General features: G+C 63.2%; 19 protein-coding genes and 1 tRNA gene. 7 read left to right on the top strand and 13 right to left on the bottom strand.

Features of this window, described 5'->3' with window-relative positions; genetic code table 11:
- Positions 1-3 precede the first annotated feature (3 nt).
- The 3 genes from ATY76_RS25795 to tesB form a co-directional block, all read right to left on the bottom strand.
- Positions 4-1,428, bottom strand: a complete 1,425-nt coding sequence (locus ATY76_RS25795) for an ammonium transporter (RefSeq protein WP_088677502.1) — start codon at positions 1,426-1,428, stop codon at positions 4-6.
- 28 nt (positions 1,429-1,456) lie between these two features.
- The gene (locus tag ATY76_RS25790) at positions 1,457-1,807 is read right to left on the bottom strand and encodes a P-II family nitrogen regulator (RefSeq protein WP_003543684.1); all 351 of its coding nucleotides are present in this window, start codon (positions 1,805-1,807) and stop codon (positions 1,457-1,459) included.
- A gap of 210 nt (positions 1,808-2,017) precedes the next feature.
- Complete coding sequence (gene tesB, locus ATY76_RS25785) at positions 2,018-2,902, bottom strand: acyl-CoA thioesterase II (RefSeq protein ID WP_088677501.1); 885 nt, start codon at positions 2,900-2,902, stop codon at positions 2,018-2,020.
- A gap of 84 nt (positions 2,903-2,986) precedes the next feature.
- On the opposite strand from tesB, the gene ATY76_RS25780 reads away from it, so the two are divergent.
- Complete coding sequence (locus ATY76_RS25780; RefSeq protein ID WP_088677500.1) at positions 2,987-4,201, top strand: ubiquinone biosynthesis hydroxylase; 1,215 nt, start codon at positions 2,987-2,989, stop codon at positions 4,199-4,201.
- Positions 4,202-4,219: 18 nt separating this feature from the next.
- Here the strand turns inward: ATY76_RS25780 and ATY76_RS25775 are convergent, their stop codons facing one another.
- The 4 genes from ATY76_RS25775 to ATY76_RS25760 form a co-directional block, all read right to left on the bottom strand.
- Positions 4,220-4,408 carry a Trm112 family protein gene (locus tag ATY76_RS25775; RefSeq protein WP_003567459.1) on the bottom strand — a complete coding sequence of 63 codons (189 nt, stop codon included), beginning with the start codon at positions 4,406-4,408 and terminating at the stop codon, positions 4,220-4,222.
- 8 nt (positions 4,409-4,416) lie between these two features.
- Positions 4,417-5,103: an LON peptidase substrate-binding domain-containing protein gene (locus ATY76_RS25770; RefSeq protein WP_176538902.1), complete on the bottom strand. Its 687-nt coding sequence runs from the start codon at positions 5,101-5,103 to the stop codon at positions 4,417-4,419.
- Positions 5,104-5,177: 74 nt separating this feature from the next.
- Positions 5,178-6,149 carry a thioredoxin gene (trxA, locus tag ATY76_RS25765; protein WP_088677499.1) on the bottom strand — a complete coding sequence of 324 codons (972 nt, stop codon included), beginning with the start codon at positions 6,147-6,149 and terminating at the stop codon, positions 5,178-5,180.
- A gap of 160 nt (positions 6,150-6,309) precedes the next feature.
- Positions 6,310-6,819, bottom strand: coding sequence for a prolyl-tRNA synthetase associated domain-containing protein (locus tag ATY76_RS25760; protein WP_088677498.1), 510 nt, complete (start codon positions 6,817-6,819; stop codon positions 6,310-6,312).
- Positions 6,820-7,076: 257 nt separating this feature from the next.
- Here ATY76_RS25760 and ATY76_RS25755 point away from each other — a divergent pair.
- Positions 7,077-7,151, top strand: a tRNA-Gly gene (locus ATY76_RS25755).
- An 81-nt stretch (positions 7,152-7,232) separates the two neighbouring features.
- Here the strand turns inward: ATY76_RS25755 and ATY76_RS25750 are convergent.
- The gene (locus tag ATY76_RS25750) at positions 7,233-7,841 is read right to left on the bottom strand and encodes a TetR/AcrR family transcriptional regulator (RefSeq protein WP_088677497.1); all 609 of its coding nucleotides are present in this window, start codon (positions 7,839-7,841) and stop codon (positions 7,233-7,235) included.
- Between the two features lie 96 nt (positions 7,842-7,937).
- Between ATY76_RS25750 and ATY76_RS25745 the strand changes: the two genes are divergently transcribed.
- The 4 genes from ATY76_RS25745 to ATY76_RS25730 all read left to right on the top strand — a co-directional run bounded on the left by ATY76_RS25745 (position 7,938) and on the right by ATY76_RS25730 (position 13,651).
- Entirely contained in the window at positions 7,938-8,666 is a 729-nt protein-coding gene (locus ATY76_RS25745) for an NIPSNAP family protein (protein WP_088677496.1), read from the top strand.
- A gap of 148 nt (positions 8,667-8,814) precedes the next feature.
- Entirely contained in the window at positions 8,815-10,251 is a 1,437-nt protein-coding gene (locus tag ATY76_RS25740) for a M81 family metallopeptidase (RefSeq protein ID WP_088677495.1), read from the top strand.
- A 42-nt stretch (positions 10,252-10,293) separates the two neighbouring features.
- Positions 10,294-12,078: a gamma-glutamyltransferase family protein gene (locus ATY76_RS25735; protein WP_088677494.1), complete on the top strand. Its 1,785-nt coding sequence runs from the start codon at positions 10,294-10,296 to the stop codon at positions 12,076-12,078.
- A 241-nt stretch (positions 12,079-12,319) separates the two neighbouring features.
- Positions 12,320-13,651 (top strand): glucoamylase family protein, encoded by a 1,332-nt coding sequence (locus ATY76_RS25730; protein ID WP_088677493.1) that lies wholly within the window; start codon positions 12,320-12,322, stop codon positions 13,649-13,651.
- A gap of 56 nt (positions 13,652-13,707) precedes the next feature.
- Here the strand turns inward: ATY76_RS25730 and ATY76_RS25725 are convergent, their stop codons facing one another.
- The 5 genes from ATY76_RS25725 to ATY76_RS25705 all read right to left on the bottom strand — a co-directional run bounded on the left by ATY76_RS25725 (position 13,708) and on the right by ATY76_RS25705 (position 20,542).
- A complete protein-coding gene (locus ATY76_RS25725; RefSeq protein ID WP_088677492.1) occupies positions 13,708-14,745 on the bottom strand; it encodes an ABC transporter ATP-binding protein in 1,038 nt (345 codons plus the stop codon).
- Positions 14,742-16,409 (bottom strand): iron ABC transporter permease, encoded by a 1,668-nt coding sequence (locus ATY76_RS25720; RefSeq protein ID WP_088677491.1) that lies wholly within the window; start codon positions 16,407-16,409, stop codon positions 14,742-14,744. Before ATY76_RS25720 ends, ATY76_RS25725 begins: the two co-directional genes overlap by 4 nt.
- A gap of 63 nt (positions 16,410-16,472) precedes the next feature.
- Positions 16,473-17,495: an iron ABC transporter substrate-binding protein gene (locus ATY76_RS25715; protein WP_088677707.1), complete on the bottom strand. Its 1,023-nt coding sequence runs from the start codon at positions 17,493-17,495 to the stop codon at positions 16,473-16,475.
- Positions 17,496-17,694: 199 nt separating this feature from the next.
- Positions 17,695-19,233 (bottom strand): aldehyde dehydrogenase family protein, encoded by a 1,539-nt coding sequence (locus tag ATY76_RS25710; RefSeq protein WP_088677490.1) that lies wholly within the window; start codon positions 19,231-19,233, stop codon positions 17,695-17,697.
- 25 nt (positions 19,234-19,258) lie between these two features.
- Positions 19,259-20,542, bottom strand: coding sequence for an FAD-binding oxidoreductase (locus ATY76_RS25705; protein WP_088677489.1), 1,284 nt, complete (start codon positions 20,540-20,542; stop codon positions 19,259-19,261).
- A gap of 199 nt (positions 20,543-20,741) precedes the next feature.
- Here ATY76_RS25705 and ATY76_RS25700 point away from each other — a divergent pair, with 199 nt between their 5' ends.
- A complete protein-coding gene (locus ATY76_RS25700; protein WP_088677488.1) occupies positions 20,742-21,650 on the top strand; it encodes a LysR family transcriptional regulator in 909 nt (302 codons plus the stop codon).
- Positions 21,651-21,663 lie beyond the last annotated feature (13 nt).

The raw sequence follows: 21,663 nt of genomic DNA, 5'->3' as shown, positions 1-21,663 counted from the left end.
GTATTAGGAGTGGTAAGCGGCTTCGCCGTGGGTCGAAAGGTCGAGACCTTCGCGCTCGGCTTCGACGCTCACGCGCAGGCCGATGACGACGTCGACGATCTTGTAGAGGATCGCCGAACCGATGCCCGACCACAGCAGCGTCGTCAGCACGCCCTTGGCCTGGTTCCAGACCTGGGTTGCCGTGCCGGCATAGGTGGCTGCGAAATCGGGCGTCGAATAATCGACGATGCCAGCGCCGCCCAGAGCCGGGTTGACGAGGATGCCGGTGCCGAGAGCGCCGATGATGCCGCCGACGCAATGGACGCCGAAGACGTCGAGGCTGTCGTCATAGTTGAACTTGTTCTTCACGACATCGACGAAGAAGTAGCAGACCGGCGAGACGACGAGGCCGAGAACGATCGAACCCATCGGGCCGGCAAAGCCTGCCGCCGGGGTAACGGCGACGAGACCGGCGACAGCGCCCGAAGCACCGCCGAGCATGGAAGCCTTGCCGCGGGCGAGGCTTTCAACGATGCACCAGGATACGGCGGCGGCAGCCGTCGCGACGAAGGTGTTGATCATGGCGAGCGATGCGTAGCCGTTGGCCTCGAGGTTGGAGCCGGCGTTGAAGCCGAACCAGCCGACCCACAGCAGCGATGCGCCGACCATGGTGAGCGTCATCGAATGCGGAGCCATGATCTCCTTCTTGTAGCCGGTGCGCTTGCCGAGCATGATCGCGCCGACGAGGCCTGCAATACCGGCATTGATGTGAACGACCGTACCGCCGGCGAAGTCGATTGCGCCGTAGGAGAAGATCAGGCCGGCCGGCGAGGTGTAGGAGCTCGGACCGCCCCAGAACCAGACCATGTGCGCCATCGGGAAGTAGATGAAAGTCACCCACAGCACGACGAAGAGCATGACGGCCGAGAACTTGATGCGCTCGGCGAATGCGCCGACGATGAGGCCGGGCGTGATGCAGGCGAAGGTCATCTGGAAGACGATGAAGGTGTATTCAGGAATGGCGACGCCCTTCGAAAAGGTCTCGACGAGTGACGATGGGTTGACGCCGGCGAGGAACGCCTTGGAGAAGCCACCGATGAAGCTATTCAGCGAGCCGCCGTCGGTGAAGGCGAGCGAATAGCCGTAGGTCACCCAGATCAGCGCCACGACGGCGGTGATCATGAAAACCTGCATCAGCACGGAGAGCATGTTCTTGGCGCGCACGAGGCCGCCGTAGAAGAGCGCGAGGCCCGGAATGGTCATCAGAAGGACGAGCGCCGAGGAGACGAGCATCCAGGTATTGTCACCCTTCTCCATCGTCAGAGCAGGAGCAGCGGCGGCAGCAGCGGCAGGCGCAGCCTCCTGGGCAAAAGCGACGGCCGGCGCGAGAAGCGCAGCCGTTGCTGCGCAAACCCGCGCAAAGGTGGAGGAAAACTTCGAGATCGACATTGAAAAAAGCTCCTTGGTCTGCCGTTCTTTACAGCGCTTCTGAATCGGTTTCGCCCGTACGGATGCGCACGGCATGGTCGATCGAATAGACGAAAATCTTGCCGTCCCCGATCTGGCCGGTCTTGGCCGAGGCCGCGATGGCTTCGACAGCCCTGTCGACGAGTTCGGACGCAACGGCGATTTCGATCTTGAGCTTCGGCAGGAAGCTGACCGCGTATTCGGTGCCGCGGTAAATTTCGGTATGCCCCTTCTGGCGCCCGTAGCCCTTCACTTCGGTCACGGTCAGGCCCTGAATGCCGATCGCCGTAAGCGCTTCGCGGACCTCATCGAGCTTGAACGGCTTGATAATAGCCATCACAATTTTCATCTGGTTTCCCATCCTTCGTTATCCTCGGCGCGGAGCCGACTCTCCTTGCCGCTGACGTTCCTGAACAGCGACCGACGATAGACATTCAAAGGGCGTGCCAGATTCGAGGCTTACCGTAACTTATTGAAATATAAAGAATTTATGAAGGAGTGCCAATAAACAGGCAAATGATTGGCCGATAAGCGCACAAATAATGCGCAAATTTGCAAATATGCACACTATTTAATCATTTGCCTTTTTCCGAATCAGACCCTCCTGGGCGACGGAGGCGATCAGTACGCCCGAGCGGGTAAAAAGGCTGCCGCGGGTCAGGCCCCTGGCGCCCGAGGCCGAGGGACTGTCCTGCGTATAGAGCAGCCAGTCATCGAGTTTGCAGGGTCTGTGGAACCACATGGAATGGTCGAGGCTTGCCACTTGCAGGCTCTGATCGAAAATGGATGTGCCATGCGCATAAAGCGAGGTATCGAGCAGCGTCATGTCGGAGAGATAGGCGAGCACCGCCGCCTGATAGAGCCGGTCGTCAGGGACCGGGCCTGTGGCGCGCACCCAGACGTCCTGCTTCGGGTCGAGTTTCTTGTCGGAAAAATAATGTGTCAGCGAAACCGGACGGATCTCGATCGGCCGCTCGCGCTGCCAGTATTTGCGGATCGCTTCCGGCGCATGCGCGAGATACTGCTCCTTGATCTGCTGCTCGCCGAGCAGCGTCTCCGGCATCGCCACCTCGGGCATGACGATCTGGTGCTCGAAGCCCGGCTCCTCTCCCTGGAAGGAAGCCGACAGCGCGAAGATCGCCTTGCCGTGCTGGATTGCCACGACACGCCGGGTATTGAAGCTCGATCCGTCGCGGATGCGCTCGACCTGATAGATGATCGGCACCGAGGGATCGCCGGGGCGCATGAAATACGCATGCAGCGAATGGACGAAGCGCTCAGCCTCGATGGTGCGCTGCGCCGCCATCAGCGCCTGACCGATCACCTGGCCGCCGAAGACCCGCTGCCAGCCGACCTGCGGACTGCGGCCGCGGAAGATATCGACCTCTATCGGCTCCAGATCGAGCGTCGAAAGCAGCGTCTCCATCGCCGAAGATCCTGATGTCTCGCGCGTCATTTTGTATGCCTCCCGGCGGTAGGAAGTGAGGTTGCCATGATCTATATAGATCACATCTGAGGCACAAGGTACGGGAGCGGCGCGATGCTGGATATGCTGGTTGTGGGCGGGGGTTATGTCGGCCTTTCCGCCGCCGTCGCGGTCAAACAGGCAGCCCCCCATCTCGATGTCGCCGTTGTCGAAGCCGCCCCCGAGCATGTCTGGAAAGGCGATACGCGCGCCTCCGCCATTATCGCCGCGGCGTCGAAGATGCTCGAAGTCTTCGGCGTCTGGAACGAGATCGAGCCCGAGGCCCAGCCGATCAGCAAGATGATCGTCACCGATTCCAGGACTTCCGATCCGGTGCGTCCGGTGTTCCTGACCTTCGACGGCGAGGTCGAGGAAGGAAGGCCCTTCGCCCACATGATCCCGAACGTCACCATGGTTGCGGCGCTGCGCGGCCTCTGCGAGCGCCTCGGCATCGAGATCCGCCACGGGCTGGGCGCCACCGAACTGAAGACGCACGATAGCCATGTGACTGTCACGCTTTCCGACGGCAGCCAATTGGAGACCCGGCTGCTGGTCGCTTGCGACGGCGTGCGCTCCAAACTGCGCGATCTCGCCGGCATCAAGACCGTCACTTGGGACTACGGCCAGTCCGGCATCGTCGCCACCGTCGAACACGAGCGGCCGCATGAAGGCTGCGCCGAGGAGCATTTCCTGCCGGCCGGCCCCTTCGCCATCCTGCCGCTCCGCAACAACCGCTCCTCGCTCGTCTGGACGGAGCGGACGCATGATGCCGACCAGTTGGTCAGAGCCGACGATCTGATTTTCGAGGAAGAACTGGAACGCCGCTTCGGCCATAAGCTCGGAGCGCTGAAACTCGTCGGCGACAAGCGCGCCTTCCCGCTCGGCCTGACGCTCGCCCGCTCCTTCGTCGCGCCACGTTTCGCGCTCGCCGGCGACGCCGCCCACGGCATTCACCCGATCTCGGGGCAGGGCCTCAATCTCGGCTTCAAGGATGTGGCGGCCCTTGCCGAAACCATTGTGGAGGCCGACCGCCTCGGCCTCGATATCGGCTCGATCAACATTCTCGAGCGCTACCAGACCTGGCGGCGCTTCGATACCTTCCGCATGGGGGTGACGACCGACGTGCTGAACCGGCTCTTCTCCAACGATGCGACGCCGATCCGCATCGCTCGCGATGTCGGCCTCGGCATCGTCGACCGCCTGCCGCGCCTCAAATCCTTCTTCATCGGCCAGGCGGCGGGAACGACGGCAAAGGACAATCCGCGCCTGCTGGCCGGCCAGACGATTTAAGCGATCTGAAGAAACAGCCTATTCGTCGAGGCGCCTGGCCTCGGACACCAGCATGATCGGAATGCCGTCGCGGATCGGATAGGCAAGCTGCGCCTTTTCCGAGACGAGCTCATTGTGCTCGCGATCATAGGAAAGCCGCCCCTTGGAGAGCGGGCAGACCAAAAGTTCGAGCAGTTTCGGATCGACGCGGCTGAGTTTTTCGTCCATGGCCGAGTTTACTGCAGAACCGTGTCGGAGTCACCGAAGACCCGCGCCAGCACGATCTCGGTAATGGCGATCAGCGTCTCCGCCCGCGTCTTCAGGTCCGGCGCCTCGAGCAGCGCCTGCTTTTCCGCCGGCCCGAAGGGCGACATCATGGCGAGCGAATTGACGAGCGTCAGATTGCTCGCCCGCTCGACGCTCTCCCAGTCGGCCTCCAGCTTGTTGGCATCGAGATAGGCCTTGAAGGCGGTCAGAAGCGCCGTGCGATCGACGGCCTCCTCCTCGTTCTCGGCCGAGAGGTCGGCGATGAAGGGAGCGATGCGGAAGGTCCGGAAGGGATCGCCCGTCACTTTCTCCTCCAACAGCCGGAAGCGGCAAACGCCGGTCAGCGAGACGATATAGCGCCCGTCGCCGGTCTCGGCGAAGGAGGTGATACGGCCGAGGCAGCCGACACTGGCGAGGCTATGCTCGCCACCCTTGTCCTCGTGCTCGCCGAGCGCCGGCTGCACCATGCCGATCAGCCGGTTTCCGGCAAGGGCCGAATCCAGCATCGTCAGATAGCGCGGCTCGAAGATGTTAAGAGGAAGTTGCCCGGCCGGCAGAAGAAGAGCACCGGTCAGGGGGAAGACGGCGATCGCATCAGGCAGATCGCCCGGCTTCAGGTATCTGGCATTCCCGACTTGCATGAAACCGTCCCGCATTCTTGTAACGGGCATGCCCGCCTGACGAGAATGTGGTGCCCCCGCCCAAAAACGCAAGGGCCGATATTGTAAACTTAGGAAAACAGCATCGCCGAAAGCTTGCGCCGGGCAGCGACCGTCGCCGGATCCTTGAATCCCCAGACCTCGAAGAACTGCAGCAACTGGCGCCGCGCGCCGTCATCGTCGAAGGCGCGGTCCTTGCGCATGATCTGCAGCAGATGCTCGGCCGCGTCGTCGCGCCGGCCTTCGACATTCAGGATCTTGGCAAGCTTCAGCCGCGCCTCGTGGTTATCGGGGTTCGCCGCCAGCTCACCTTCGAGCGCGACGGGATCGCCGAGCTTGCGGGCCTCCTCGATCTGATCGAGCTTCTTCAGCACGGCCTGGATGCCGGCATCCTTGGCGATCTCCTCCGGCAGATCGGTCAGCGTTTCGCGCGCCCGCTGATGCTGGTTTGCGGCGATCATGCATTCGGCCATCCCGGCAAGCGCCTTGGGATTTTCGGGAGCAGCCTGCATCACGGCGGCATAAAGCTGGGCGGCCTCGTTGATATTGCCGGCGGCAAGCAGCTCGGCCGCCTCCGCAAGCACGGCTTCGATCTCGGCCGCCTCGTCGGCGCCGGCGGGGCCGCCGATACGGTCGATGAATTGCCGCACCTGGCTTTCCGGCACCGCGCCCATGAAGCCGTCGGCAGGACGGCCGTTGACGAAGGCGATGACGGCGGGAATGGACTGGATGCCGAGCTGTCCGGCGATCGAGGGATGGTCGTCGATATTCATCTTGACCAGCTTGACGCGGCCCTGCGCTTCATTGACCACCCTTTCCAGAACAGGCGTCAGCTGCTTGCACGGACCGCACCAGGGCGCCCAGAAATCGACCAGCACCGGCTGGTTGCGCGAATCTTCGATGACATCCTTGGAGAAATTGGCGGTGGTCGTGTCCTTGATATAGCTGCCGGCCGCAGCGGCCGCGGGCTGGGCGCCGAAGCTTGCCGTCGCCGACATCTGATTGCCGAAGGAACTGTTATAGGGGTTGTCGCTGCCGCTCATAGGTCTCTCCCGCCGCGCCGATCCTGCCGGCATCTCTGCTAAAGCATCTCGCATAAAAATATGTAGCGGTTTTGCGATAAGGACATGCGCAAAACCAAAGACTAAAACGCGGCTGGCAGATCTGAAAGACCGCCACGCGCTTCAGCGCTAAAATCGTATGTCAGGACGTCACTTTCAAGACAAGCGGCTTATGTCCCGTCGCTTCCATGAAACGGACGAGGTCGCCGCTTGCAATCGACGTCGTTGCATCATTGGCCAGCGGATGGCAATTGATGATCTCCTCGCGCATCAGATCGGCGTCGAGCACGAAGGTCACGCTTTGGGCGGTATCGTTGATCGCGCCGAAAGCGGTGACCGCGCCCGGGATGACGCCGAGATACTCCATCAGCTTCTCCGCCCTGCCGAAAGAGACGCGGCCGGACCCGCCGATCAGATTATGCACCTGCTTGAGGTCGACATCGGCATTTTCCTCCACGGTCAGCAGGAAGTACCTGTCCTTCTTGTCCTTGATGAAGAGGTTCTTGGTGTGACCGCCGGGGATCTCGTCGCGCAGCGCGACCGATTCGGCCACGGTAAAAACAGGCGCATGATCGACCGTCTTATGGGCGATGCCGAGGCCGTCGAGGAAGGCGAACAGTTCTTCTCTTGTCTTCGGGGTGTTTTCGGACATCCGGCAATCCATTGTATGGGATAGGAAAAGGTCGAGGCGTCCTGATTAAGTCCGTCCACAGCATTTGGCAATCTTCGCCACCGACGCTCTACCCCTACATTTGCGGCCTTTTCGCCCATCTCGCACGACCTCGAGAATTTTTCTTCGCCTCTTCGTCATTTCCCTGTTGCATTTGAAAATCCGTTAGGCCATATAGCGCCCGTCGCCACGAGGCGGCGCCCACGGTCCAACGACTACCCCGGACCGATGCGGATTGAGCGGGTGTAGCTCAGGGGTAGAGCACAACCTTGCCAAGGTTGGGGTCGAGGGTTCGAATCCCTTCGCCCGCTCCAATTTTCCCAACGTCCATACCGAATACATAGATAACAAGCTCGTGCCGAGCGGCTTGTCGATTGCCTTTTCCTCCGCGCCCTTCAGCGATATTTCGCCGCCAGCAGCGCCGCCAATTCCGCGCGGCACTCTATGAGCGGGCTGACGTCTTGGCGCGCCTTAGCCATCGCCATGGCGCCGGAATAGCTGGCGATCACCAACGTTGCGAGGCTCTGCGGATTGAGTTCCCGCGCCCGGTTTTCTTTAACATCCGTCTCGAAACTGTCGGATAGGGCTTCGTGCCAGGCGCCGAATACGGCGCTGACCGCCCCGCGCATTTCCGCGTCATGCTGGGAAATTTCCATCGCCATGTTGTTGAGCGGGCAGCCGGAAACCCTGCCGTTCTGCGTCAGCCCGCCGATGATGCTTTCGAAGATCGAATCGATCGCGGCCGGCGCATTCGTGCCGGTGTGGAACGGCTCGATCCATGTTTGCCGAACGGCTTCGGATACGCGATCGCGAATGACCGCAAGTCCGAGGTCGCGTTTTACAGCGAAATGGTGCGCCATTGCGCCGCCGGAAACGGAGGCCCTTTCACGCAGCTCCAGCATGCCGGTCGCGAGATAACCCTGGGTGACGAAGGCATCATAGGCGGCATCGACGATCCGGCGGCGGACGCCCTCGGGGTCATTGGTTCTTCTGTTTTCGCTCATGATGTCTCAACCGGGTCAGCGCGCAGAATAGCATCTTGACAAAACAGGTCAATTGCCCTGTTCTTAAAACAGGATGATCGACCTGTTGAGGAAACCATGAATCCGCACATCATATTCGAGCTTCGCCGCTACCGGCTTCTGCCCGAGGGCAGAGAAGCATTGATCCGTCTGTTCGGCCGGGAATTCGTCGAGCCTCAGGAGGCGCTGGGCATGCGCGTCGAAGCGGAGTTCCGCGATCTCGACGATCCTGATTCCTTCGTGTGGGTTCGCTCCTTCAGGGACATGGAAGCCCGGACGGAGGCGCTCGCATCCTTTTATTCAGGCCCCGTCTGGAAAGAACATGGACCCGCCGCCAATGCGACGATGCTCAATTCGGACAACGTCCTGCTCCTGAAGCCGGCCGCTGGCGTCGATCCGTTCGCACATAATCTGCCAAGGGATGCAGAGGCGGGCCGAGCCCGGGCGAAGGGCCTGATCGTCGTCAATATCTGCTCGCTCGCGCCTGGAACGGAAGAGGATTTTTCCGGGTTCTTCCGCGACCATGCGCTCCCGCTCATTCAAGAGGCCGGTGCGCGCATCGATGGCTTGTTCGTGACCGAGCGAAGCAGGAACGGCTTTCCCAGGCTGCCGGTTCGCGAGGGCGAGACGGTGTTCGTCTGGCTTGAATGCCACGTGGATCAGGACAGCCAAGCCGCCTATCAGCACCGGTTGCGGCAGAATCCCGTTTGGACGGACGAGATCTACCCGCGGATGGACGGCCAGTGCTGGCGGAAGATCGAGGTCGCGCGCCTGACGCCGACGGCGCGGTCGCTTTGCGCATGGTGAGCCGCTTCAATTTTGTAATTTATAGCGGTTGATTGGCTCGCTTGGCGAACTATCATCGGGATCAGACAATTCGGCGCCTCTTCGAATCGAAACCCTCCATCGCCGCCCTTAATTTCCTGATTGGTCCCAACGTCAGCAGAGGTTCATCATGCGCATCGCCGTCGGTGGCATTCATATCGAGTGCAGCACTTACAATCCCGTCCTGAACGAGGAGAAGGATTTTCGCGTGCTGCGCGGCGCCGCGCTGCTGGAATCGCCCTATTTCGCGTTTCTCAGGGATTATGACGCCGAATTCCTGCCGACCATCCATGCCCGCGCCATCGCCGGCGGCCCGGTGTCTCGCGCCACCTACGAGGCCTTCAAGAGCGAATTCCTCGAGCGGCTGAAACCGATGCTGCCGCTCGACGGGCTCTACCTCGCCATGCACGGCGCCATGTATGTCGAGGGCATGGAGGATGCCGAAGGCGACTGGATCTCCGCTGCCCGTACGCTAGTCGGGGAGCAATGCACGGTTTCGGCAAGCTACGACCTGCACGGCAACGTCACGCAGCGCATCATCGACGCGCTCGATATCTATTCCACCTATCGCACCGCGCCGCATATCGATGTCGAGGAAACGATGCGCCGCTCGGCCTCCATGCTGGTGAAGAGCCTGAAAACCGGCGTGCGGCCGGTCGTTCTCTGGGCGCCGATCCCCGTCGTCCTGCCCGGCGAGCGCACCAGCACCGTCGATGAGCCGGCTAACAGCCTCTATGCCTTGCTGCCTGATATCGACGCGATGGACGGCGTCTGGGATGCGTCGCTGATGGTCGGCTATGTTTGGGCCGACGAACCGCGCGCCACGGCCGCCGCCATCATGACCGGCACCGACCGTGTGGTGCTGGAGCGAGAGGCAAGGCGCCTCGCACAAGCCTATTGGGACGTACGTGGAGACTTCGTCTTCGGCTGCGAAACCGGCTCGATCGAGGAATGCGTGGCGAGAGCCGTCGCCAGCCCGACCGCACCTGTCGTGCTCGCCGAATCCGGCGACAATCCGACAGGCGGCGGCGTCGGAGACCGGGCCGACGTGCTGGCCGAACTGATCGCCAAGGGCGCGACAGGCGTCGTCTTCGCCGGCATTGCCGACAAGGCGGCGACCGAGGCCTGCTATGCCGCGGGCATCGGTGCCGGGCTCGACCTCAGCGTCGGCGCCTCGCTCGACAGCCAGGGCAGCCAGCCGGTCACTGCCCGCTTCACCGTAAAATTCCTGCATGAGACCGCCGATCCCTCTGACCGGCAGGCCGTCGTTTCGGCGGGCGGCATCGACCTCGTGCTTTCGGCCAAGCGCCGGCCCTATCACAATATCGTCGATTTCACCCGGCTCGGCCTCGATCCGCATCGGGCGATGATCATCGTCGTCAAATCGGGCTATCTCTCGCCGGAACTGGCGCCGATCGCCAATCCGAACCTGATGGCGCTCTCGCCCGGCGTGGTCGACCAGTTCGTCGAGCGCCTGCCGCGGCTGCGCAAGCAGCGCCCGACCTACCCCTTCGACAAGGATTTTGCCTTCGAGCCGCAGGTCTTCCTCTCCGCACGCGCAGCCTAGACCGATCCCTCAAGGAATGCTCCTCCGGAAAGGAACGCCGACATGACCGCATTCACGACCCGTCCCGAAATCCTCGGCACCTTCGGCGTCGTCACCTCGACGCACTGGATCGGCTCGGCGGTGGGCATGAGCATCCTCGAAAAGGGCGGCAACGCCTTCGACGCGGCGATAGCCACGGGTTACGTGCTGCAGATCGTCGAGCCGCATCTCTGCGGCCCGGGCGGCGACCTGCCGGCCGTGATCTATTCGAAGAAGAAGGACAAGGTCGAAGTCATCTCAGCGCAGGGGCCTGCTCCCGCCGGCGCGACGATCGAGCACTATGCGAGGGAAGGCCTGTCGCTGATCCCCGGCGACGGTCTGCTCGCGACCGTCATCCCCGGCGCCTTCGACGGCTGGATGCTGATGCTGCGCGACTACGGCACGATGAGCGTGCGCGACGTGCTGGAACCGGCGATCTTTTATGCCGAGCACGGCCATCCGCTGCTGCCGCGCGTCGCAGCCACCATCAAGGGGCTGGCGGCTTTCTTCGAGAAGGAGTGGCCGACCTCCTATGAAACCTGGCTGCCGGGCGGCAGCGTCCCGGAAGCGCACTCGAACTTCCGCAACCCGGTGCTGGCCGAAACCTGGAAACGCGTCATCGCCGAAGCCGAGACGAAGAGCGGCCGGGAGGCGCAGGTGGAGGCGGCGCGCGATGCTTTCTACCGTGGCTTCGTCGCCGAGGCGATCGACGATTACCTGAAGACCGCCGAGGTGATGGATGCGAGCGGCAATCGTCACAAGGGCGTGCTCACCCCAGATGACATGGCGGGCTGGTCGGCAACGATCGAGGAGCCGCTGACCTATGATTACCACGGCTGGACGATCGCCAAGACCCGTCCCTGGGGACAGGGCCCGGTCTTCCTGCAGGCATTGTCGATCTTGAAGGGTTTCGATCTGGCCGGGATGAACCCCGCCGGCGCCGACTTCGTCCATACCGTCGCGGAGGCGATGAAGCTCGCCTTCGCCGACCGGGAAGTCTATTACGGCGATCCGGATTTCTCCGACATCCCCATCGCCCATCTGCTGTCGGAGACCTATGCGGCCGAGCGCCGCAAGCTTATCGGCGCGGAGGCTTCCTTCGATCTTCGCCCGGGTGTCGTTGCCGGCTTCGAGGCGCAGCACAATCTGACGATGAATATGCTCGGCGCCGACTCCAAGACCGGCATCGTCTATGAGCCGACCATGGCGCATCTCTCGGAAAAACGCGGCGACACCGTGCATATCGACGTGATCGACCGCGACGGCAACATGGTCTCCGTCACCCCCTCGGGCGGCTGGCTGCAATCTTCGCCCACCGTGCCGGGCCTCGGTTTCTGCCTTAATTCCCGCGCGCAGATGTTCTGGCTGAAGCCAGGCCTGCCGACCTCACTGGCGCCGGGCAAACGGCCGCGCACGACGCTGACGCCTTCGCTTGGCCTCTACGAGGGCCGCCCGACGCTCGCCTTCGGCACGCCGGGCGGCGATCAGCAGGACCAATGGCAGCTCTCCTTCTTCCTGCGGCATGTGCACCACAAGCTGAACCTGCAGGCAGCGATCGATCAGCCGCTGTTCCACACCGCGCATTTTCCAAGCTCCTTCTATCCGCGCACACGCGAGCCCGGCAGCCTGATGGTGGAGGCGAATTTCGGGGCCGATGTGCTCGATGCGCTCGCCCGCAAAGGCCACAAGCTGACCGTCGCCGATCCCTGGACCATCGGCCGGCTGACCGCCGCCCGGCGCGATGCCGACGGACTGATGCGCGCTGCGGCGACGCCGCGCTTGATGCAGGCCTATGCCGTCGGCCGCTAGCTTTTACATGCTGCTGAGGTAGGAAGTTATTGCCGAAAACAGCGCAAATAGGCCGGTGAAGCGCGGTCTTTTTGCTGCGCTGCTTATATTACTTCTCCTAGATACTATTTCACTGATAATTGTTAACGCCAACCCTCCCGCTTTTGTGTTCTCTTATCCCTGCGAATCAAAAAGGGTTGATTTGCCGGGGGACGCCTTTCATGTTGAAGCATGGGGCGATGCAACAGTTGGGTAGGAGCCTATGCTGCAACGGATTGAAGACATTGATGCCGCGCTAATCGACAGGTTGCAGCATTCAGCGTTCAAGTATTTCCTGAAATATTCCAATCCCAAAAATGGCCTCGTGGCCGATACTTCGATCGGCGGCGTGCCGGCGAGCATCGCGGCAGTCGGTTTTGCGCTTTCCTCCTATCCCGTCGGCGTCGAGCGTTCCTGGATCAGCCGCAGCGAAGCGGCCGAGCGCACGGTCAATACGCTGCGCTTCTTCGCCGAAGCCCGTCAGGGCGAAGAGCGCCACGCGACCGGCCATCGCGGCTTCTTCTACCATTTCCTGCACATGGATACCGGCAATCGCGCCTGGAACAGCGAGCTTTCGACCATCGACACGGCGCTGCTTCTCGCCGGCGTGCTGACGGCGGCGCAATATTTCAATCGTGAGGACGAGACGGAGACCGAGATCCGCGAGCTCGCGACCTTCATCTACGAGCGCGTCGACTGGCGCTGGGCGCTGAACAAGGGCGACACCATCTCCATGGGCTGGAAGCCCTCTTCCGGCTTTCTGCGCTGGCGCTATCACGGCTTCGACGAGGCGATCATCCTCTATGCGCTGGCGCTCGCCTCGCCGACGCATCCGATCCCGCAATCCTGCTACGACGCCTTTACATCAAGCTATTCCTGGATGATGTTCAACGAGCAGCCCTATCTCTATGCCGGGCCGCTCTTCATCCATCTCTTCTCCCACGCCTGGATCGATTTCCGCAGCATCCAGGACAAGCCGATGGCCGAGCGCAACTGGGATTATTTCCGCAACACGCAGGTCGTCATCAACATGCAGCGCGACTATGCCGAGCGCAATCCCGGCCGTTTCGTCGGCTACAACCGGAATATCTGGGGCTTCACCGCCTGCGACGGCCCGCCGCCGACGCGGCGCATGCGCGGCGGCCGCCAGCCGAAGGTTCTGGGTTATGCCGCGCGCGGCGCCCCGCTCGGCCCGGATGACGGCACGATCGCGCCCTGGGCGGCCCTTGCCTGCCTGCCTTATGACCGGCAAGCGGCGCTCGACGGCACCAAGGCACTTCTGACCACCTATCCGAACCTGCTCTTGGAAGGCGGCTTCCCCGGCGGCTTCAATCCGACCGTCCAGACGAAGCGGCCGGAAGGCTGGGTCGACGACCGCACCGTCGGCATCGACCAGGGCCTCGTCGTCATGACCGTCGAGAACGAGCGCTCGGATTTCATCTGGAAGCTGATGCGGCAATCGCCGGTGATCCGCCTCGGGCTCGAACGCGCCGGCTTTACCGGCGGCTGGCTCGAAGGCATCGAGCCGGAAGAGCTGGTGCGCAAATTCGGCTGAGCACTGTATGCCGCCCGGAAGCGCGCAGCGGTTCCAGGATATCGGTCCGAGGCGTCTCAGCCTTCGAAGACATGCGCCTTGCCTGAGATATCCAGGCGAACGAGATCGCCTCGCGCCGGAAGCGCGACGCTCGAGGTCTTGATCCTGATCGGCGGCAGGGCGACGCCGTCGAGCGAGACGGCGACGGTGCAGACCGCGCCGCCGAACTCCACCTCGACGACCCGTCCGGCATGGTTGCGGTCGCTGTCATCGGCAACGACGCGGATCTGCTCGGGCCGCAGCATGATTTCGGCCTTGCCCTGACGGCTGCCCTCGACGGCGACATGGCCCAGCGCGCAATCCGCAAGCCCGTTTCGGATGATGGCGGGAAGCAGCACGGCATCGCCGAGGAACAGTGCCGTCTCGCGATCCCGGGGATGCAGATACAATGATTGCGGCGAGCCGGCCTGGATCAGCCGTCCTTCCCGCAGCACCGCCACCTGATCGGCAAAACTTAGCGCCTCTTCCTGATCATGCGTCACCAGAATGGCGGTGATGCCGGCGGCCTGCAGCACGCGCGCGACCGCCTTGCGCATGTTTTCGCGCAAGCCTGTATCGAGCGCCGAAAACGGTTCGTCGAGCAGCATCAGCCGCGGCTTGCGGCCGAGCGCGCGGGCAAGCGCCACGCGCTGCTGCTGGCCGCCGGAAAGCTGATGCGGGCGCCTGACCAGCATGCCACGGTCAAGCTCGACCATATCAAGCAGCTCAACGATGCGTTTCTCGCGGTCCGCAGCCCCTTTCTCGAAACCGAAGCCGATATTGTCGGCAACGCTCAGGTGCGGGAACAGGGCGCCGTCCTGCGAGACGATGCCGATGCCGCGCTTGTGGGCCGGCACCGCTGCCGGGCCATCCGCCAGCACTTCGCCATCCAGCGTCACCGTGCCGGCATCCGGCTGTTCGAAGCCGGCGACGATGCGCAGCAGCGTCGTCTTGCCCGAGCCGGAGGGGCCGACGACAGCCGTGCGGCTGCCCGCCTGCACTTCGAGCGAGATATTCTTCAGCGCCTGCACCGGGCCGTATCGCTTGCTGATAGTGTCGATCGTAAGCAGCGTCATTGGCCGGCGGTCCGTTTCGATTGCGTATAAAGCATGAGGGTGAGCGGCAGCGACAGCACAATCATCATGAAGGCGTAGGGGGCGGCCGAGACATAGTCGATCTCACTGGTCAGCGACCAGAATTTCGTCGCCAACGTATCGACGCCATTGGGCGACAGCATCAGCGTCGCCGTGAGTTCGTTGGTGATGCCGAGGGCGGCGAGCGCCACGCTGGCGGCCGCTCCGGGGGCTGCAAGCCGCATGGTGATCTGCCGCACCGCCTGGCCCGGCGTGCGGCCGAGGCCCATGGCGGCGCGCTCCAGCTCCACCGGCGCCTGGGCGATGCTGGCGCGCAGCCCCACCATGGCGCGCGGCAGGAAAAGCATCACATAGGCGACGAGCAGCGTCGCGAAGGTCTGATAGAGCGGCAGCACGAGACGCACGGTGATCGTCACCAGCGCCAGCGCCACGACGACGCCGGGCAGCGAGCCGACATAATAGTGGCAGGCTTCGAGCAGGCGCTGGAAGCGGCCGGGCGCACGCACGGAAAGCCAGGCCATGGGTGCGGCGGCAATCGTCGCCAGCACGCCGCCGGCAACGGCGAGCACGATCGTCTGCAGAAAGGCGCTGCCGACCTCGATGCGCCAGATTTCGAGACCACCGAGATAGAGCCAGCGTCCGAGCGTCACCAGCGGCACGCCGAGCGTCAGCACCGCGAGCGACACGGGCAGCAGCAGAGCCGGCACCGCAAACCGACCGAGCCGGCGGCGATCCGCCGGGCGCGGCGCGCCGGAGCCGACGCGGGCATAGCGTTCATTGCCGCGCAGCAGCACTTCGAGGCCGAGCAGGAAGAGACAGCAGGCGACGAGCACGCCGCCGAGCATGTTGGAGGCCGGGCTGTTATAGGAGGACTGGAACTGGTCGACGATCGCCGTTGCGAAAGTATCGAAACGGATCATGACGAACAGGCCGTATTCCGACAGCAGATGCAGCGCGATCAACAGCGAGCCGCCGCAGATGGCAAACCGCAGCTGCGGCAGCACGGTGCGGAAGAAGACGCGCCAGGGATCGAGGCCGAGCGAGGCCGCGGCATCCTCGATCGCCGGATCGAGGCGGCGCAACGCGGCGGCAACCGGCAGGTACAAGAACGGATAATAGGCGATCACCGAGACGAAGACGCCGCTCTGCAGGCCGCGCATGCCGGGAATGAGGCTGACCCAGGCATAACTGTGCACGAAGGCGGGCACGGCGAGCGGAGCGATCGCCAACCAGGCCCAGAGCCGCGCGAAGGGAATGTCGGTTCGCTCGGTCAGCCAAGCGAGCGTTACGGCAAGCGCGATCGACAGCGGAATGGTGATTGTCTCAAGCAGGACCGTATTGACGAGGAGTTCGCCGACGCGCGGCCGGAAGACCAGCGCCTTCACCGTTTCCCAGCCGACATCATAAGTGATCCAGCCGATGAAGCCGAGCGGCACGAGGCTGAAGATCGCCACGATGGTTGCAAGCAGAACCACGGAAGCATGCGGCATGCGCCCGCGCGGCAACACCATTCGCACGGCTTTCGGCGCGGCCGGCGCGTCGGTGCCGGATGCGAGCAATCTGTTGTCCTGCAGCAAGGCCGATGCCTTCACACGCTGAAAAAGGAAGGCAACCGCCTTTGGAGAGCGGTTGCCGGATATCGTCATGCCCTAAGGTTTTCTTGAGCCAAAAGCAATAGTTTTGGCCGGATGAAGCCTGCGGCAGAAAAGTCAGATCAGGCCGGCGGCCGTCATCAGTTCCACGACCTTCTTGCTGTCCAGCGTCGAAGCCTCGACCTTGGGAGCGTTGAGATCGGAAAGCGGAACGAGCTTGTCGTTGGAGGCCGCATCCTTGCCGACGGCATATTCATAGGAGGTGCCGTCCTTCAGAACCGCCTGGCCCGCCTTGCCGGTAATGAACTTCAGGAAGGCTTGGGCCTCCTTCATGTGCTGCGTGGATTTCAGGATACCGCCGCCCGAAACGCTGACGAAAGCGCCCGGATCCTGGTTCTTGAAGTAATGCAGGCCGACATTCTTGCTGTTTTCGCCGGTCTTCGCCTGATCGCCGAACCAGTAGTAATGGTAGATGACCGCGCCTTCGACTTCGCCTGCATTGACCGCCTTCATGGCGACGCTGTTGCCCTTGTAGGGCGTGGCGTTGTCCTTGAGGCCCTTCAGCCATGCCTTGGTGGCGTCTTCGCCCTTCAGCTGCAACAGGGCCGAGACGATGGCCTGGAAGTCGGCGCCGGCGGGGGCCGCACCCCAGCGGCCCTTCCAGGCCGGATCTGCGAGGTCGAGCAGCGACTTCGGCAGCTTGTCTTCGGTGAGCTTCGTCTTGTCATAGGCAAAGACCGTGGTGCGGGCGGCGATGCCGGTCCACATGCCGTCGGCCGGGCGGTACTGCTCCGGAAGCTGATCCAGCGTTTCCTTGTCGACCGGGGCGAAGAGGCCCGCGTCGTCGACCAGCGTCATCGCCGGCGAGTTCTCGGTCAGGAATACATCTGCCGGAGAGGCGTCGCCTTCCTGAATGATCTGGTTGGCGAACTGCATGTCGCTGCCCTGGCGCATGGTGACCTTGATGCCGGTCTCCTTGGTGAAGGCATCGATCCATTCGCGACCCAGGCTTTCGTGCTGGGCATTGTAGACGACGATGCCTTCGTCCTGCGCCTGGGCGCCGCCGGCGAGCGCGGTGGCGGAGAGAAGCGAAGCGGCGAGCGCCAGCACGCGGGAAAATCGGTTAAGAGCAATAGTCATGATGGCCTCCATGGCAATGTCACCCAGACTCTCGAAGGGTGGTAAGAGGCGTATATTTTTCTTGACTACCCATTTCAAGTTTGGTCGCCACAGAAAAATCATCACAAAATCTTGACTAAATATTTCATATTACAGGGGAATAGATCTCAATTCGGCCAAAAAGGGCGGCGCCTCGCGAGCGCCCCCCTCGAAACCCCGCTCATTCCACCTCGAACTTGACGCCCTGGGCCAGCGGCAGGGTTCTGCCGTAATTGATCGTGTTGGTGGCGCGGCGCATATAGGCCTTCCAGGCATCCGAGCCGGATTCGCGCCCGCCGCCGGTTTCCTTCTCGCCGCCGAAAGCGCCGCCGATCTCGGCGCCGGAGGGACCGAGGTTGACGTTGGCGATGCCGCAATCGGACCCGCTTGCGGAGACGAAGGTCTCGGCCTCGCGCATGTCATTGGTGAAGATCGACGACGACAGCCCCTGCGGCACGGCGTTGTGCAACGCCAGCACGTCGTCGAATTCGCTGTATTTCATCACATAGAGGATCGGCGCGAAGGTCTCGTGCTCGACCGGCCCCGTCTGCTCGGGCATTTCAACGAGCGCCGGGCGAACATAGAAGGCATCGGCCGAACCATTGTCGACGCGCTCGCCGCCGGTCACCTTGCCGCCGGCCGATTTTGCCTCGCCGAGCGCTGCCTGCATCTTGTCGAAGGCCTGGCCGTCGATCAGCGGTCCCACAAGCGTGCCGGTTTCCAAAGGATTGCCGATGGTGACGGAGCCGTAGGCCTTCTGCAGGCGCGGCACCAGCTGGTCGTAGACGCTTTCATGCACGAAGAGACGGCGCAGCGTCGTGCAGCGCTGGCCGGCCGTACCCATGGCGGAGAAGGCGACGCCGCGCAACGTCAGGTCGAGATCGGCGCTCGGGCAGACGATCGCCGCATTGTTGCCGCCGAGTTCGAGAATGGCGCGGGCAAAACGCTGCGACAGGCGCGGACCGACGGCGCGGCCCATCGCCGTCGAGCCGGTGGCCGAAACGAGCGGGATCTTGGGATGGTCGACCAGCACCTCGCCGACGTCGCGGCCGCCGATGATCAGCGTCGACAGATTGGCCGGCGCCTTGCCGCCTTCAGTGACGAAGCGCATCAGCGCCTTTTCGAACAGCGCCTGCACGGCGAGCGCCGTCAGCGGCGTCTTTTCCGAGGGTTTCCAGACGGTGGAATTGCCGCAGACGATCGCCAGCGCCGCATTCCACGACCAGACGGCGACGGGAAAATTGAAGGCGGAGATGATGCCGACCACGCCGAGCGGATGCCAGCTTTCCATCATCCGGTGCTCGGAGCGCTCGGTGGCGATCGTCAAGCCGTAGAGCTGACGGGAAAGGCCGACGGCGAAATCGCAGATGTCGATCATCTCCTGCACTTCGCCAAGGCCTTCCGAGGTGATCTTGCCGACCTCGATCGAAACGAGACGGCCGATCGCCGTCTTTGCGGCGCGCAATTCCTCGCCGAGCAGGCGGACCAGCTCGCCGCGCTTCGGCGCCGGAACCGAGCGCCATTCCAGGAAGGCACTATGCGCTTCCTCGATCGCCGCCTTCGTCTCGGAAACGGTGTGCTGTCTCAGTTTGCCGATTTCCTTGCCCGTGACCGGCGACGTGACGGACAGCGTGCCGCCCTGATAGCGGCCGGCATCGACGCCGAGTTCGGCAAGCAGCTTGGCGGTTTCGGTGGCGAGATCGAGGACGGCGATGGTCATTGTCGTGGTTCCAATCTTGATTTTGTCAGAAGCGGGCATCGGCGAAATGGGCGACCTGCGCGCCGGCTTCGTACCATATTTCCTTGAGCGCCCGGAAGCTCGGTTCGGTGGGCGCAGTCAGCGGCAGCGGCAGATCGGCCTCTGAAAGCCGGCCCAGAATGTGCTCCGCCAAGGTGCGGCCGAAGACCGTTCCCGGCGCGATGCCGCGGCCATTATAACCGGAAAAGCCGACGACCCCCGGCGCAAATTTGTGGAAGCGCGGCAGTGCATTGTCGGTCATGCCGATCTGGCCATACCATTCGCATTCGAATTCGACATCGCCGATGATAGGAAAGAGCCGCTTCAAGGCGCGCTTGGCCCAGCCCTTGTGTACGGCAAGCCCGGTATTGCGCAACGCCCCGACGCTGCCGAAAACGAGGCGGCCGGCCTGGTCCGTGCGGAAGGAGGAGAGGATGTCCTTGGTGTCCCAGGCACCCTCCCGCCCCGGCAGGATCGACTGGCGCAGATTATGGCCGAGCGGCACCGTGGCGAAATTGAAATAGGGCAGATAGACCTGCTCGTTGCGCACCTGCTCGAACGGGCCGGTGCTGTAGGCATCCGTCGCGACGATGATCCAATCCGCGCTGACTTCGCCCTTGGCCGTCTTCACGCGCCAGCGGCTGCCGCTGCGCTCGGTCGTAACGACCGGGCTCGATGTATGGATGGCGACGCCCGCCTTGACGGCGGCATGGGCGAGACCGCGCGCATAGGCAAGCGGCTGCAGCGTTCCGGCGCGCATGTCGAGCAGCGAACCGGCATAGGCATCGCTGCCGATGCGTTTGGCGGTCTCCGCCGCGTCGAGCAGTCTCACGGGCGCGCCGCGGGCGGACCATTGCGCCGCGCGCTCCTCGATCTCCTTCAGCCCATCCGGCCCGACAGCGCAATGCAGCGTGCCGTTCCGTTCGAGCTCGCAGGCAATCCGATGCCTGTCGATCAATTCCATGACGAGCTTCGGGGCGCCGCCGAGCAGGTCGAGCAGGCGTTCGCCATGCACCGGGCCGAGCACGCCGGGCAGATCGTCGGGCATCACCCACATGCCGGCATTGATCAGCCCGACATTGCGTCCCGCGCCGCCGAAACCGATCTCCTTCGCCTCCAGCAGCACCACCTTCGAGCCGGCTTCTGCAAGATGCAGGGCGGAGGAAAGACCGGTGTAGCCGCCGCCGACGATGACGACATCGGCCGTAGCCGCGCCTTTGAGAGACGAGGTCGCCGGCGCTTCGGGGGCGGTCTTTTCCCAGAGGCCGTGGGAGCGCGGATCATTCAGCATGGCTCGGTCCGATCGGATGGAATGACGGTACTTTATTGCATAAAACGAGGACGTGAAGGCCCACCCGGTGCAGCTTGGACACGAAGACGCTCGGTATCTGGAAGCTCCGGCTCATTCCGTTTTTGCAGGATGAGACTCTTTACAAGCTCCGGAAAGCCGGAAATATCGAAATTTCGGAAATAGCTCATTCTGAACCGGAATGACCATGCTCGCTTCAAGACGTTTTCTGCCATCGATCTCGCATCTCGCCGCCTTCGAGGCGGTCGCCCGCACCGGCAGCGTCACCGCCGCCGCGCGCGAGCTCGACCTGACGCAGAGCGCCGTCAGCCGCCAGGTGAGCGCGCTGGAAGAGCAGCTCGGCGTCGAGCTCTTCCTGCGCGAACGCCAGACCATGCGGCTGACGCTTGCCGGCGACGGCTATGCCCGCGAGATCCGCGAGGCGCTGCGGCGCATATCGAGCGCCTCCTTGAACCTGCGCGCCAATCCGCATGGCGGCACGCTCAATCTCGCCATCCTGCCGACTTTCGGCACGCGCTGGCTGGCGCCGCGCCTCGGGCGCTTCCTCGCCGCCAATCCCGGTGTCACGATCAATCTGGTGACCCGCCTTTCGCCCTTCGATTTCCGCCTCGATTCGATCGATGCCGCCATCCATTTCGGCCATCCGCATTGGCCGGGCGCCGAACTGGCCTTTCTGATGTCGGAGCGCACGGTGCCGGCCTGCAGCCCCGATTTTCTCAAGCGATACGCGATCTCACGGCCGGAAGACCTGCTTGCCGTTCCGCTTCTGCACCTGACGACGCGGCCCGACGCCTGGGAGCAATGGTTCGCCGGCAACGGCGTGTCCTTCGAAAGCGTACACGGCATGCTCTTCGACCAGTTTGCCACCGCAGCACAAGCCGCCGCCGCCGGCCTCGGCGTCGCGCTGCTGCCGACATTTCTGATGCAGGAGGAACTCAGGCGCGGCGATCTCGTCGCCGCCGTCGACCGCGAGATGGAAAGCCGCGAGCGCTATTATCTCGCCTTTCCGTCCGAGCGCGCCGACTATGCGCCGCTTACCGCCTTTCGCGACTGGATCGTCGCGGAAGCCGCCGCCAACCCGGCGGCGTGACGAACGGCTTGCA

The sequence above is a fragment of the Rhizobium sp. R339 genome, assembly GCF_002211395.1.
In the GTDB taxonomy this organism is placed as follows: Bacteria; Pseudomonadota; Alphaproteobacteria; order Rhizobiales; family Rhizobiaceae; genus Rhizobium.
This window is presented reverse-complemented; position numbering and strand designations above follow the sequence as displayed.